This is a genomic window from Lysinibacillus sp. JK80 (genome assembly GCF_027557635.1).
Taxonomy (GTDB): domain Bacteria; phylum Bacillota; class Bacilli; order Bacillales_A; family Planococcaceae; genus Lysinibacillus; species Lysinibacillus capsici.
Genome location: NZ_CP058997.1, coordinates 533,395 through 546,126, shown reverse-complemented (window position 1 = coordinate 546,126; position 12,732 = coordinate 533,395). Strand labels below are relative to the sequence as shown.

15 protein-coding genes are annotated in these 12,732 nt (G+C 37.2%); 7 read left to right on the top strand and 8 right to left on the bottom strand.

Annotation, left to right across the window (positions count from 1 at the left end):
• Positions 1-677 precede the first annotated feature (677 nt).
• Entirely contained in the window at positions 678-935 is a 258-nt protein-coding gene (locus tag HXV90_RS02800; RefSeq protein WP_269898307.1) for a hypothetical protein, read from the bottom strand.
• Positions 936-1,069: 134 nt separating this feature from the next.
• On the opposite strand from HXV90_RS02800, the gene HXV90_RS02795 reads away from it, so the two are divergent.
• Positions 1,070-1,984 (top strand): class I SAM-dependent methyltransferase, encoded by a 915-nt coding sequence (locus tag HXV90_RS02795; RefSeq protein ID WP_269898306.1) that lies wholly within the window; start codon positions 1,070-1,072, stop codon positions 1,982-1,984.
• A gap of 161 nt (positions 1,985-2,145) precedes the next feature.
• Here the strand turns inward: HXV90_RS02795 and HXV90_RS02790 are convergent, their stop codons facing one another.
• Positions 2,146-2,529 (bottom strand): VOC family protein, encoded by a 384-nt coding sequence (locus tag HXV90_RS02790; RefSeq protein WP_054550489.1) that lies wholly within the window; start codon positions 2,527-2,529, stop codon positions 2,146-2,148.
• A 142-nt stretch (positions 2,530-2,671) separates the two neighbouring features.
• On the opposite strand from HXV90_RS02790, the gene HXV90_RS02785 reads away from it, so the two are divergent.
• A complete protein-coding gene (locus HXV90_RS02785; RefSeq protein ID WP_269898305.1) occupies positions 2,672-3,865 on the top strand; it encodes a Ger(x)C family spore germination protein in 1,194 nt (397 codons plus the stop codon).
• Positions 3,866-3,912: 47 nt separating this feature from the next.
• Here the strand turns inward: HXV90_RS02785 and HXV90_RS02780 are convergent, their stop codons facing one another.
• Positions 3,913-4,668, bottom strand: a complete 756-nt coding sequence (locus HXV90_RS02780) for a class I SAM-dependent methyltransferase (protein ID WP_269898304.1) — start codon at positions 4,666-4,668, stop codon at positions 3,913-3,915.
• 267 nt (positions 4,669-4,935) lie between these two features.
• On the opposite strand from HXV90_RS02780, the gene HXV90_RS02775 reads away from it, so the two are divergent.
• The 3 genes from HXV90_RS02775 (at position 4,936) to HXV90_RS02765 (ending at position 6,959) form a co-directional block, all read left to right on the top strand.
• Complete coding sequence (locus HXV90_RS02775; protein ID WP_269898303.1) at positions 4,936-5,802, top strand: AraC family transcriptional regulator; 867 nt, start codon at positions 4,936-4,938, stop codon at positions 5,800-5,802.
• A gap of 16 nt (positions 5,803-5,818) precedes the next feature.
• Positions 5,819-6,394 carry a GNAT family N-acetyltransferase gene (locus tag HXV90_RS02770; RefSeq protein ID WP_269898302.1) on the top strand — a complete coding sequence of 192 codons (576 nt, stop codon included), beginning with the start codon at positions 5,819-5,821 and terminating at the stop codon, positions 6,392-6,394.
• 142 nt (positions 6,395-6,536) lie between these two features.
• A complete protein-coding gene (locus tag HXV90_RS02765) occupies positions 6,537-6,959 on the top strand; it encodes a hypothetical protein (protein WP_269898301.1) in 423 nt (140 codons plus the stop codon).
• Positions 6,960-7,040: 81 nt separating this feature from the next.
• Here HXV90_RS02765 and HXV90_RS02760 read toward each other — a convergent pair whose 3' ends face one another.
• Positions 7,041-7,883 carry an alpha/beta fold hydrolase gene (locus tag HXV90_RS02760; protein ID WP_269898300.1) on the bottom strand — a complete coding sequence of 281 codons (843 nt, stop codon included), beginning with the start codon at positions 7,881-7,883 and terminating at the stop codon, positions 7,041-7,043.
• 183 nt (positions 7,884-8,066) lie between these two features.
• On the opposite strand from HXV90_RS02760, the gene HXV90_RS02755 reads away from it, so the two are divergent.
• Both HXV90_RS02755 and HXV90_RS02750 read left to right on the top strand, forming a co-directional pair.
• Positions 8,067-8,510, top strand: a complete 444-nt coding sequence (locus HXV90_RS02755; protein ID WP_112118483.1) for an SMI1/KNR4 family protein — start codon at positions 8,067-8,069, stop codon at positions 8,508-8,510.
• A gap of 30 nt (positions 8,511-8,540) precedes the next feature.
• Positions 8,541-9,026, top strand: a complete 486-nt coding sequence (locus tag HXV90_RS02750) for a tetratricopeptide repeat protein (protein ID WP_257960826.1) — start codon at positions 8,541-8,543, stop codon at positions 9,024-9,026.
• A 37-nt stretch (positions 9,027-9,063) separates the two neighbouring features.
• Here the strand turns inward: HXV90_RS02750 and HXV90_RS02745 are convergent, their stop codons facing one another.
• The 4 genes from HXV90_RS02745 to HXV90_RS02730 all read right to left on the bottom strand — a co-directional run bounded on the left by HXV90_RS02745 (position 9,064) and on the right by HXV90_RS02730 (position 12,635).
• On the bottom strand, positions 9,064-9,279 hold the full coding sequence (locus tag HXV90_RS02745) for a DUF3955 domain-containing protein (protein WP_269898299.1): 216 nt from the start codon (positions 9,277-9,279) through the stop codon (positions 9,064-9,066).
• A gap of 290 nt (positions 9,280-9,569) precedes the next feature.
• On the bottom strand, positions 9,570-10,613 hold the full coding sequence (locus HXV90_RS02740) for a phosphotransferase family protein (RefSeq protein WP_269898298.1): 1,044 nt from the start codon (positions 10,611-10,613) through the stop codon (positions 9,570-9,572).
• A gap of 13 nt (positions 10,614-10,626) precedes the next feature.
• Complete coding sequence (locus tag HXV90_RS02735; protein WP_048392531.1) at positions 10,627-11,403, bottom strand: SDR family oxidoreductase; 777 nt, start codon at positions 11,401-11,403, stop codon at positions 10,627-10,629.
• Positions 11,400-12,635: an acyl-CoA dehydrogenase family protein gene (locus HXV90_RS02730; RefSeq protein WP_269898297.1), complete on the bottom strand. Its 1,236-nt coding sequence runs from the start codon at positions 12,633-12,635 to the stop codon at positions 11,400-11,402. The genes HXV90_RS02735 and HXV90_RS02730 overlap by 4 nt, the downstream gene beginning before the upstream one ends.
• Between the last annotated feature and the right edge of the window lie 97 nt (positions 12,636-12,732).

The following is a 12,732-nucleotide window of genomic DNA, read 5'->3' as shown; positions in this document are numbered from 1 at the left end:
GTTAAATTATAGGACCACCACCACAAAAAGACCAGGAAACACAAAAAAATGTGAATCCTGGCCCTTTTGTGAAAAGTGAATGTTACTAGTTTGCTTTAGTTCTTTGTATTCTACTGATGAGTTAGACGGCTGATGTTTTAAAAAGTTACACATTCTTAAAAATTTTTTACTCTACTAATTAAATGGCAAAATCAAACACGCCGTCAGCTCCATCTATAGCACACGCTCCTCTGACTTATATAGGCTTCTTTTCCAGTAAAGATATTTGTCCTTCAGCAGCTACTCTACCTTTAGCCCATATTTTCCCTTCCGAAGCCGTGACACTCCAGTTAAATTGTTGTGTGCCTTTATTTTTCACCTCATATCAGATACAGGTTCTTCATCAGAATGGTCACTATAAAAGGAGGTATGAAATTCACCATTTCCAGTTGGTTCATCTACATAATTCACAGGGAATATCTATGCTGTATCCCTACTTATTTAGCTTGTGTTGGATACTAACTAATTCTGTGAATCTTCCGTTGCTTTTTCTAAAAGACTAAAAAAAGCGTGATCTTTTATCAGTTCAAAGCTTTCATTTGTGTTAAGGAGAACCAATATTTTATTTTTAGAATCAATGAACATCGGGTAGCTTGTATTGAGTGAAATTGTCATTCGGTAATCGTAATCAATAGTTTTTATGGCTGTTTTTTGAATGTTGCCTGTTGAAAAGACTGTATCAATTCTTGCTGTGTTTCTTTTGATATTTTCATTTCAGAAAAGATATCTTCTGTATCTGTATCTATACGATGTAGCGTAACAGTGGAATTTTCCACATGAAAATTAGCATTTTCTAATAGATCAATAGCAGAATAGCTTTGATCTTTCCATGTAATGAGCATAACACTAACAATTACTGCTAAGAGTAAAGATAAGCCTATTTTAAATTTTTTCATATTACTCCTCTTTCTCAGTACCTAAAACTTGACAAAAAAATGTTTTTATGCTAAAATTTACATTTAAATAAATATTATATATAATAGGATTCTCCTGGCCAGGGGAATCCTATTTTTTGTTAAGGAGTGTTGGTATGAATCAACAGGAATCTAGTATCACTTCATTAGTGGCTGCCTTTAGTAGAGCCTACCATAGCCAATTTGATACACCGAAAATTTTTGATGATTATATAGCCAAGGAATTGATTTCACAAGAAGAATATCAAAATATCCAAGCTAATTTGATACAAGGCATTGCATTTTTTAATAAAGATATCGCTACAAAGTTTAAAGACAATTCAAAGGAATTAATAAAATGGATTACACAAGTTCAACTCTCACCGACTCCTTTGGCACGTGCTGCTTATTGTGAAAGGGTCTTGCATAGCGAAATACAGCTTGGTGTCGAGCAATATGTCATCTTAGGTGCTGGCTTTGATACTTTTCCGTATCGTCAGCAGCAAGGGCAAACCATGCTAGAAATTTTTGAGGTGGATTATCCCGCAACACAGGCATCCAAAATGAAAAGATTACAGGAAGCTTCTCTCCCCCTCTTGAATCATCTGCATTTTGTACCGATGGATTTTACAAAGCAATTTCAATCTCAATTATTTTCAGAGCAAGGCTTTCAATCTAAAAAAACATTTTTTAGTCTGTTAGGTGTGTCCTATTATTTAACAAAAGATGAATTAGCAAGTTTACTCAATCATCTATTTGCCTTAGTTCCATCAGGTAGTTCCATTGTTTTGGATTATGCTGATGAAACACTCTTCACGGAAAAAGGACTCTCCAATAGAGTAGAAAACATGGTCAAAATGGCCGCAGTTGGTGGTGAACCAATGAAATCATGCTATGCTTATGAGGACATGGAGAGGATGCTAGATCGATTAGGTTTGCTTATATATGAACATCTATCTCCTACAGCGATTCAAGAGCTGTATTTTCAAAATCGAACAGATTATTTATGTGCTTTTGAAACTATACATTATATGCATATTGTTAAAAAATAGGTCCATCCCATTTAATTTTATAAAATTCTAAATTTTCTTTTTATTACCCAGGCAATTAACTATTTCAATATAGAGAATTAGTATACTATAGTAGTGTAAAGCTAATTAGCCTTACACCTCCTAGATTTGTTACTAGGGTCACTGTTAACGCAGTGACCCGCTTATAATGATTGACAAACACCTAAAGGATTCCCATCAGGGTCATAGAAGGTAAAAAATTTGGTGTCCCCTTCTCCTTCTAAAGCCTCGACTTGAACATGATGATCTACTAGAAATAAATAGGTCTCTTCAATATTTTGAGAGAGGAAGTTTACATATTTCCCCACACCAAAGTGATTGTCTGGAAAATGACATGGCTGATGCTCCTTAGCTTTTACTAAGCAAATGACCGTGGGGGATTGTTCAGTGATTTTCATAACTGCTGCGCCCTCTTCTATATATTGAAGCTTAAATCCGAGTATTTCCTCATACCATTTAGACGATAATTTAGGATCTTTTATTGGAATAAAAATGGCCTCTACACCTTTAAATAAGGATTGTTTCATTTTTCTTACCTCCATTTCACAGTTTGTTTTCTTCATTTTATTCTCCTTCAAAAAAATTCATTGAGATTTTCATTATTGATTATTTTACCTGTCTTTTGCTTATCCTTAATAGTATCGGAAATGTCTTCTTTTCCTAGAGGAGGTGTCCACCATTAAACACAAGGTATCATTCATCCTATTGCTGTCAGTACTTCTTTTACTAGGTGGATGCTGGAATAAGCGGGAGTTAAACGAACTAGCTATTGTTACGGCTGTTGGTGTGGATAAATCGGACGAGCAATTCGAAATTTCTGTTCAGATTGTTAATCCAAGTCAAGTGGCTTCGAACAAAGCATCTGGCATTCAGGTCCCTGTTTTTACCTACCATGCAAAAGGTAAATCATTATTTGATGCCATTCGAAAATTAACAGCGCTAACACCTAGAAAGCCTTATTATGCGCATGCCCAAATTATTATTATTGGTGAAGAAATGGCTGAGGAAGGTATGAATAGCATTTTAGATTTATTTCAAAGAGACCCAGAAGGACGAAGTGATTTTAACTTTATTGTTTCTCATGATTCGACTGCACAAGAAATATTAAGTGTTTTAACCCCTTTAGAGGATGTGCCTGCTAGCAAAATGTTTAAATCATTAAAGGTTTCTGAAGCAGTATGGGGGACAACAGAATCTGTTATTCTTGATGATTTAATCCAATCTTTAGGCAGTATTGATCATAGTGCCGTCTTACCCTCTATTCATATACACGGTGATGCGGATGCTGGAGATTTTAGCTCGAATATAGAAAAAATTGATAGCCCTGCACAATTAAAATATGGTGGACTGGCTATTTTTAAAAATTATAAACTCATCGGCTATTTATCAGAACAAGAAAGCAGAGACTATAATTTTTTAAATAATAATATAAAAAGTACATTTGAAATTATTGCTTGTCCTGAAGAAGGGAAAATCTCAACAGAAATTATTAATTCTTCTACTAAAATGACGGGTCATTTTCAAAATGATGTACCCTCGATTTCCATTAAACTTGATATTGAGCAAAACGTTGCAGAGGTAAGTTGCTCTTTGGATTTAACGAAATCAAAAACCATCGATGCTTTAAATAAAGAAACGAGCAAACAAATCAAGGAACGATTAGAACGTACACTTCAAACAATTCAACAAACCTATCAAGCCGATTTATTAAAATTTAGTAATGTATTACACCGAGAGGACTATCGAGCATGGAATCGAATTAAAAAGAACTGGCAAACCCTCTACCCTAATCTTGAAGTTCAAATTGAAGTCGATGTGCATACAAAAGGAGTAGGAACTGCAACAAAATTAAAGCTTGACTAATTCGTAAAAATGACCAGTACTCTTTTAAGGAATACTGGTCATTTTAATTAACGTACCGCTTCAAACGTTATGAGTGACGTTTCTTCAGTTGGTTGTTGAAGGAACTTATAATTCGCAGAACAAGTTATTGCAGAAAAGCCAACACTTTGTAATAGAAGCTTAAATTCTTCAATCCCATACCAGCGTAATAAAAACTTTTGTAGTTCCGTATCACTTAATGTGCCTTGTTGCCACTTCTCATATTTTAAAACCATCAGCGTATATTGCTCCACCCAATTCATGGCAATCGATTTTCTTTCAAGGGCAATTCCTTCATCTTGTGAAATTTGATGGTAAGATGTCGTAATTTCTCCTGTTTTCCAGTCTGTAGGAAGTAATAAATCTACGAGGAGTCTCCCACCAGGGACAAGGTGCTGATACATAGAGGTTAAAGCTGATAGTGCTTCTTGATGATTTTCAATTAAACAAAATGAGCCTGTAGGCATAACAATGGCTTCGTATTGTTGACCTAAGGTGAATTGGCAAACAGTTCCCTCATACAGCACTGGCGTCAATCCACGTTCTTGGCATCTTTTTCGACAGGATGCTAGCATTTCTGGGGAATGATCAATTCCCTCTATATCAAAGCCTTTTTCCATAAAAGGAATATAGAAACGTCCAGAACCAACCCCTGCTTCTAGAATCTTCCCTTTTACACCTTGCAGTCGTTCTAGATAATATTCAATATCTCCACCAAGCGAGTATCCAACTGGTTTCGTAAAATCATAAAGTGCTGTGCTTAACGGTCCGTAATTTTTGTACATATATTCTCCTCCGATTGTTTGCGGAAGAAATCAACTAATCTATTTATTCTCCCGCACCTTTATTATATTCAATGGGAAAACAGAGCTGACTATCATCATCTATCACTCACTTTCTTGTAAATTTAGTTAAATTATACATTTATTCATTGTTTTAATCAATGTTTCTATTGATTTCCTATACATTACAATTTAATGTACAAATTAGCACAAACTATCAAAAAAACCTTCCCATTAAACGGTACCATTGAGTTAAGAAAGGATGATGGTATGGATTATTTTGAAAGAATTCAAAACGCCATAGAGTTTATTGAGAAAAACCTACATGAAAAGTTAACGATTACAGATATTTCTTCTCAGTCTTACTTTTCAGCATTTCATTTCCAACGACTTTTCCAAGCCATTACAGGTTTTTCTGTGCAGCAGTATATTCGCAACAGGAGACTTTCTGAAGCAGCTTCCTTATTAGCAACAACAACGCAGAATATACTTGAGATTGCAATCAACTTTCAATATGGTTCTCAGGAGGCATTTACACGGGCATTTGTTCAGTATTTTGGTGTCACACCTGCTAAATACCGAAAAGGAGCCGACTCCATACCATTTCAAACCAAAATAAACTTTTTGGATTATAAACTGGAAGGAGAACTCCCTATGCAGCGACCGGAAATACTTCACTTATCTAAAAAACGTATTACAGGCTATGAATACAAAACATCCTTACAAGACGAACAGTACTATGCAGAAATCCCTAGCTTTTATTTGGATTTTGGTCAGCAGCAATATTATGAACGAATTTCCCATAAGGTAGCCCCTAATATGGCGTATGGCATTTCTACAAACTTTCAGGAGGATGGCCGGTTTTCCTTTATTATAGGAGAGGAAGTCGAAATCTTTGAGGAGCAATTAGAGAAAGGCTTTACCCACCTTGAAATTCCTGCTGGTAAATATGCAGAGTTTACATTGAATGGTACTGCGGAAGGAATTCAAAATACAAGACGTTTCATTTACGGGGTATGGTTGCCGAATTCTAATTATGAGCGCGATACGGGTCCTGATTTTGAAATAACCGATGTCATGCAATCTATCTATCCACAGGAGATGAAAATGAAAATCTACATTCCCATTAAAGAATAATAAAGGAGCAAGGTCGATGATTATTGAGAAAGTATTTAAGCAGTTCCCTACCCTACATTCAGCTAATTTACAATTTAAAAAAATTGAAGACTCACATATACAAGAGCTATTTGCTATTTATGATAATGACAAGGTATTTGAGTATTGTGGCATCATCCCAAAACACAACCTTCAAACCGTTCAAAAAATGATTGGCCATTTTGAACGTGATTATACGAAGAAAAGCAGGATTAAATGGGGGATCTTCGAAATATCACAGCGTGAAAAACTAGTAGGGATTATCGAAGCGATGGACTTTAATCAAAAAGTAGATATGGTAACAATCGGTTACTATTTAGCTGAAGCATCCTGGGGAAAAGGCATTGCATCAGAGGCAGTTGCAACAATCGTAAAATTTTTATTGGAAGAGGTAAATGTTAATCGAATACAGGCAGAAGTCATGCCTTTAAATGAACCCTCGAAAAAGGTTCTGTTAAAAAATGGATTTTTAAAAGAAGGTCTTTTGAGACAAGCTTCATTATGGTCTGGTAAGGGTGTTATTGATTTAGAGATATATGGCTTATTGAAAGGCGATTACAACTTGAAAGACTAAACTCTACTAATGAGTTTAGTCTTTTCTTATATTGTACAGATAAATGGACATTTTACCATCTCCTAAAGGGCTCTTTAACATAGACTAGAAATAGATGACTCATGCTAGCATGACATTGTAATCATAAAGGAGCGTTTTAGAAATGGATGGAAACAGATATTTAACACGAATGAATTGGGAATTTAACAATTATCATAAATTTTCTAAATGCTATTGTGAATCAAAGAATGTTTACCTTGGTCACTCTCCCAGCGTAGATCATCCCATTATTGAGGAAGATTCTTATAAAATAAAATATTATAATAGTCCCCAATTTGAAAAAAAATATCAGAAACAAAATCAAATTGAAAAGCATTGCCAAAGCTGTATTTGTAGTCACTTAGAATGTTTTGAACCAGGGACTTTAGTAGATGTATACCTTTCAGATGGCAGCCAATTTCTAGGAATATACTTTATTTATCTTATTCCGCAAAGCTACTGCGGGTACTTCCTTCAAATCGATGATATGGCACGGCCTGTCATTATGGACTGTCAAAACATTGATGCGATACGTAAAACTTGTTGAGGTAGTTGATGCTTTGGCTTTTTTCTTTTTATTATTAAAAAAGGCTGGTTAATTGCTATACAAGCATAACCAACCATTCGACTACCCCTCGTTTATCCATTGAATTAGTTGTTCTTTAAAAAATACAGGCTCTTCAAACATAGGATTATGACCACTTTTTTCAAAAATGACTTTCTTTACATGGGGAATATGATCTACTGCATCCCATAATGAAATAGGGGCTACTAAATAATCATACCTGCCTAGACCTAAAAAAATTGGCTTGTTAACTTGTAGCATTTGTTGTAAAAGGTTCTGCTCCGCAAAAGCTACTCCCCATAGATAATCAATAATTTCCATATTCGGATGAACGTTATCCCACATAGAGGTAGCATTGAACATATAATCATAAAAGCTATGTGCCCCCATACGAATACACATATGAACAAAGCGTCGTTCAGGCTCCTTCTTTAGATCCTGCTCCAATAAGGCTATTTCGTGCGCAAATTGATGTTTACGCTCCATACTTGCATGTGCCTCAAAATAAGCCAAGCTTTGTTGCTGTCTTTCTTGTCTATTCGATGTTGCTGAATTTAAGAGTACGAGTTTTTGAACATGCTGAGGATAGGCTTTGGCATACGCCATTGCCATAAATGCATGTCCTGAATGTCCTAACACTATTAAATTATCTAGCTGTAGGATTTGTCTCGCATACTCCATATCCTTCACTATTTTGTCCAATGTATAATCTTCTTGCGTAAATGCTTGAGCTGGCTTACCAAAACCTCGATGATCTAAAAAAATCACCTGGAAATGTTGATAAAAGTCTTCTGAGAACAGACGTGGATAATAAACACTACTCCCCACCACTAAAATTGGTTGGCCTTGCCCCTTTATACAATAGTTTAATTCAAATCCGTCACACATAAGTTTTTGATATGTCATTATCTTCATCCTCTTTTCTATTTTTGTATCATCACTCCCTTCCCTCTTGGTTTTCCCGTGTTTTTTCCATTGAACGCTCTAGCATTCTATCACCCCAGTAGATGTTATTTTACATTAACAATATCATTCCCATAGATTCCTAGCAATGAAGGATCGTGTATACTGAATAAAAGGAGAATGTCTATGAGGGAAGATCTAATAAAGCGTTTGCGGTTATTTTTATTTAATGAGAAGCATCAAACGTTAGTGGGTAAACCTGCAAGTCAAAGGGAAATCATAGAGGCACAGCAACAACTTCATGTACAATTTCACAGCGACTACGTAGCGTTCATTGAAACGTTTGGTGGGGCATATGCAGGTATAGCAATCCATGCTTTTTCTAACGGCTCAAGTCTTGGAAACGAAACCGTTGTCGATTTAACACTGGATTTTCGTCAACAATATAAAGAGTTCCTATCTCCAAATGTTTTAGAAACGAGCTATGTTATTTCAATGGATGGTGGAGGTAATCCCATTTTCATCGATCCATCAGGCCATGTTTTTATTTGCGATCATGATTGTGGAGAAATTAAGCGAATAGCTGATTCATTTGAGTTGCTGATAGAAGATTGTTTTTATGAATGGTAAGTTACTTAAGTAAAGAAGAGGTTAAATATAATGGACAAACAATTAGAACACATACTTACATTAAGAAAAAACGGACAGCTTGAGGAAGCAAATCAATGTATGGTGGCACTGGTCAAGGAACATCCTCAAAATGCTTATTATCAATTTCAATGTGCTTGGACATTTGATTCTTTAGGGCAGGAAAAAGAGGCTGTTCCGCACTACGAAGAAGCGATAAAGTTGGGGCTAGAGCCAGAAGTTTTAGTGGATGCCTATCTTGGTTTAGGGAGCACCTATCGGACTATAGGACAATACGAGCAAGCAAAACGGATCTTTGAACAAGCCATTCACGAGTTCCCGAAGGCGGAGCATATCAAGGTCTTCTATGCCATGACACTTTATAATCTTGGGGAACATGCAAAATCAATGGAAACATTATTGAACACGATATTACGCACAACCAATCATCAAGGCATTCAAGATTATAAAAAAGCTATTCACTACTATAGTGATAAACTAGATCAAACATGGTTATAAAAAACAGGCTCCTATTCAGGGCCTGTTTTTAGCATTATTATACGGAACTATGTTTTTTGAATGAAGAAGATAACGCCATAATCAAGAATGTAAGTATGCCGCTAAAGAAAAATAAACAGCTCAATGGAATTAAAAAAAAGTTTTTCTCCACTATCGTACCATCTGCTAGTATCTCATCTCCTATAAGGCCTTTTATAAATAAACATACGATCCCCATGATCATCGGAATTGTGGCAAGTAAATATTTCCCCATTATTTCTTCCTCCATTTGTTAAATCCTTGTTGTAATTGATGATAGCGTTATTTTTATTGCAAGTCAATTATTTTTTATCGAAAAACAATAAATAGTTATTGATTAACACTCCCACCTAAAAGAACGAACGTTCCCTCCTCTTTTAATTTCTTGTACGTGATTTATTATGTTTTTTGAGTAAATTTTGTGCGAGTTAGTATAAATAATTATATAAATTAATGTCGGATAATCTGTTATAATAGGCTTTAAAAAACAGCTACTTTATTAAAAGTAACCGTTTTTCCATAAAATCATATTGATTGAGAAGCTTGTTGTATGAGGGCAGCGACCATTTTATCCATCTGAGCAAAGCGATCATCCTGCGTTTGTCCTTGAACATAGCGATAATAGATTTGCTGACAAATAACGGCTAATTTAAAATAAGCAAATGTACAGTAATAATGAATAGCTGACACATCTCGCCCACTTTTCTCTGCATAACGATCAATAAATTGCTGTCGGGTATAAAAGCCTGGTAATACAGTTACTGGTGGTTCACCAAGTGCATATAATAGCATTTTCGGGTCATCCGCTTGCATCCAATAACTCATTGCTACACCAACATCAGCAAGTGGGTCCCCTACTGTTGCCATCTCCCAATCAAAAAGGCCAATTATTTCGGTATAGTCCTCAGAGAACATTGCATTATTCAATTTATAATCATAATGAATAATGGTTGCCTCATGATTGGACGGAAGATTGTTTTTTAACCACTCTGTTAACATCGCTACTTCTGCATGTTCTGCTGTTTTCGCATTTTCATAACGCTCAATCCAGCCATACACTTGTCTTTCAAGAAATCCGTCAGGCTTCACGATATCCTTTAACGGAGTGTCCTGATAAGGAATAGCATGTAATGCAACTAAAGAATCAACCATCAGTTCGGACAATTGACGTGCTAGCTCCTCTGTTGGTTCTGTGCCTTTTGGAAAATGTGTATCAAGGACGATTCCTTTTTTGCGCTCCATTAAAAAGAAATCACTACCGATAATGTCTCGATCCTCTACATAGACATATGGTTTTGGAACCGATGGTAAAAATGGATGCAGTGCCGATAAAATCGTAAATTCCCGCTTCATATCATGCGCTTTTTTGGCAACTGGTCCAAGCGGAGGACGACGTAGAACAGCTTCAAAATCAGCTATTTTTAAACAATACGTCAAATTGGAATGCCCTGCACTAAATTGTGCTATTTCAAGCTTCCCCTGTGGAAGCTCAGTGAAATAACTCTCTAAAAAGGCATGTAGTTTATCAACATCCAAACGTTCACTTGACCTTACTTGCATCGTATCCATTCTATTTCCCTCCTTAAATAATGGAGCTCATGCCCCCATCTACTACAATGACATCCCCTGTTACATAGTCCGAAGCTGGTGCTGCTAAAAATAAAGCTACGCCCTTCAAATCATTTTCGGAGCCTAAGCGTTTCAACGGTGTAACACCCATCAAATAGTCTTGTCCACGTTCGATTAAGACATTGGACATTTTCGTAGGGAAAAAACCTGGTGCAATAGCGTTGACATTGACTCCATGTGGCCCCCATTTGACGGCTAAATCCTTCGTTAAAGTAATGACAGCCCCTTTACTCGCGTTATAGGCAATCGTATCCATAAAGGCTGGTAGCGTCCCACCTAGTCCAGCAATAGAAGCAATATTAATGATTTTGCCGCTTTTCTGCTCTAGCATAATTTTGCCAACGGCTTGGCTGAATAAAAATGTCCCGTTGACATTGACATCAAATACTTTTTGCCAGGCTTCGTAGGGCATATCAATGGCAGGTGTTCCCCATGATGCGCCACTGTTATTGACTAAAATATCAATTCTACCAAATGTTGTAATCGTTTGGGCTACCACATTGGCAATATCCTCAGGCTTTGTGACATCACAGGCTAGAGCTAATGCTTGAACACCAAGCTTTTCGAGTCCTGCGGCAACCTCCTCACATGCCTCCACCTTTCGTGAGCATAAGACCACATTGGCTCCAGCCTCTGCAAATCCTTGAGCAATTTGCGCACCGAGTCCACGTCCTCCACCTGTCACAATCGCTGTTTTACCTTTTAAGCTAAATAACTCTAGGACCGTCATTTCACCAGCTCCTCTTGTTTGTTGGCATGCTTTTTCAATTCTAGTTTAGCAATGGTATTACGATGCACCTCATCTGGTCCATCCGCTAAACGTAATGTACGAGAATTCGCCCATTGTGCAGCAAGCGTAGTATCGGGACCTACCCCAGCAGCACCAAATGCTTGGATAGCTCGATCAATGACTCTGAGTGCCATATTTGGAGCAACTACCTTAATCATAGCAATTTCAGCTTTTGCCTCTTTGTTGCCTACTGTGTCCATCATATAAGCAGCCTTCAATGTTAAAAGTCTTGCTTGCTCAATATCCATCCGAGATTCTGCAATGCGCTCCCGCATTACCCCTTGATCTGCTAGTGGTCGATGAAATGCCTGTCGCGCTTGTACACGTACACACATTTCCTCTAATGCACGCTCTGCGGCACCAATAAGACGCATACAATGATGAATTCTACCTGGTCCTAGTCTGCCTTGCGCAATGGCAAAGCCTTTACCTTCACCCCATAAAATATTTTCCACCGGTACACGCACATTGGTAAATGTAACCTCACCATGTCCTTCTGGCGCATGGTCGTAGCCAAAAGCCGTTAGCATACGCTCCACTTTTACTCCTGGTGTATCCATCGGTACAAGAATCATAGACTGCTGCTCATGGATAGGAGCCGTTGTATCTTTATGCTTGCCCATAAAAATAGCCACCCTACAGCGAGGATCCCCAGCACCAGTTGTCCACCATTTATGGCCATTTAAAATGTATTCATCTCCATCGCGTTCAATGCTTGCCTCAATATTTGTAGCATCACTGGATGCAACGGCTGGCTCCGTCATCGCAAAGCAGGACCGTATTTCACCTCGTAATAATGGATCTAGCCACTGTTTTTTTTGCTGTGCCGTTCCATAGCGTACAAGTACTTCCATATTGCCTGTGTCAGGTGCATTACAGTTAAACACCTCGGGGGCCAGAAGTGAACGGCCCATGATTTCACATAAAGGTGCATATTCTAAGTTGGTTAAACCTGCCCCATATTCACTATCTGGTAAAAATAAATTCCACAAACCTGCCTGTTGCGCCTTCTGTTTCAGCTCCTCCATAATCGGTGGAATCGCTCCCCAACGATCCTCCATTGCCTCAACCTGTGCAGCATAAACGGCCTCATTTGGATAAATGTATTGCGCCATAAAATTCTTCAGCTTGTCCTGTAACTTCTCAACTTTTTCACTATAGGAAAAATTCATTAGAAGATACCCCCTTTGCTTGAACTTCGCAAAATGAATGAATGTTCATTTTCATTCTTACAATAAATGTTACCGCTATTTTTCTAGTAAAGCAATG

Excerpts from the sequence above, each read along its gene's own strand:
- HXV90_RS02755 (WP_112118483.1), top strand. The coding sequence starts at position 8,067 with ATGAGGGAAGATCTAATAAAGCGTTTGCGGTTATTTTTATTTAATGAG.
- HXV90_RS02740 (WP_269898298.1), bottom strand. The coding sequence starts at position 10,613 with ATGGATACGATGCAAGTAAGGTCAAGTGAACGTTTGGATGTTGATAAA.
- HXV90_RS02770 (WP_269898302.1), top strand. The coding sequence starts at position 5,819 with ATGATTATTGAGAAAGTATTTAAGCAGTTCCCTACCCTACATTCAGCT.
- HXV90_RS02800 (WP_269898307.1), bottom strand. The coding sequence starts at position 935 with ATGAAAAAATTTAAAATAGGCTTATCTTTACTCTTAGCAGTAATTGTT.
- HXV90_RS02745 (WP_269898299.1), bottom strand. The coding sequence starts at position 9,279 with ATGGGGAAATATTTACTTGCCACAATTCCGATGATCATGGGGATCGTA.
- HXV90_RS02750 (WP_257960826.1), top strand. The coding sequence starts at position 8,541 with ATGGACAAACAATTAGAACACATACTTACATTAAGAAAAAACGGACAG.
- HXV90_RS02765 (WP_269898301.1), top strand. The coding sequence starts at position 6,537 with ATGGATGGAAACAGATATTTAACACGAATGAATTGGGAATTTAACAAT.
- HXV90_RS02760 (WP_269898300.1), bottom strand. The coding sequence starts at position 7,883 with ATGACATATCAAAAACTTATGTGTGACGGATTTGAATTAAACTATTGT.
- HXV90_RS02730 (WP_269898297.1), bottom strand. The coding sequence starts at position 12,635 with ATGAATTTTTCCTATAGTGAAAAAGTTGAGAAGTTACAGGACAAGCTG.
- HXV90_RS02780 (WP_269898304.1), bottom strand. The coding sequence starts at position 4,668 with ATGTACAAAAATTACGGACCGTTAAGCACAGCACTTTATGATTTTACG.
- HXV90_RS02790 (WP_054550489.1), bottom strand. The coding sequence starts at position 2,529 with ATGAAACAATCCTTATTTAAAGGTGTAGAGGCCATTTTTATTCCAATA.
- HXV90_RS02775 (WP_269898303.1), top strand. The coding sequence starts at position 4,936 with ATGGATTATTTTGAAAGAATTCAAAACGCCATAGAGTTTATTGAGAAA.
- HXV90_RS02795 (WP_269898306.1), top strand. The coding sequence starts at position 1,070 with ATGAATCAACAGGAATCTAGTATCACTTCATTAGTGGCTGCCTTTAGT.
- HXV90_RS02735 (WP_048392531.1), bottom strand. The coding sequence starts at position 11,403 with ATGACGGTCCTAGAGTTATTTAGCTTAAAAGGTAAAACAGCGATTGTG.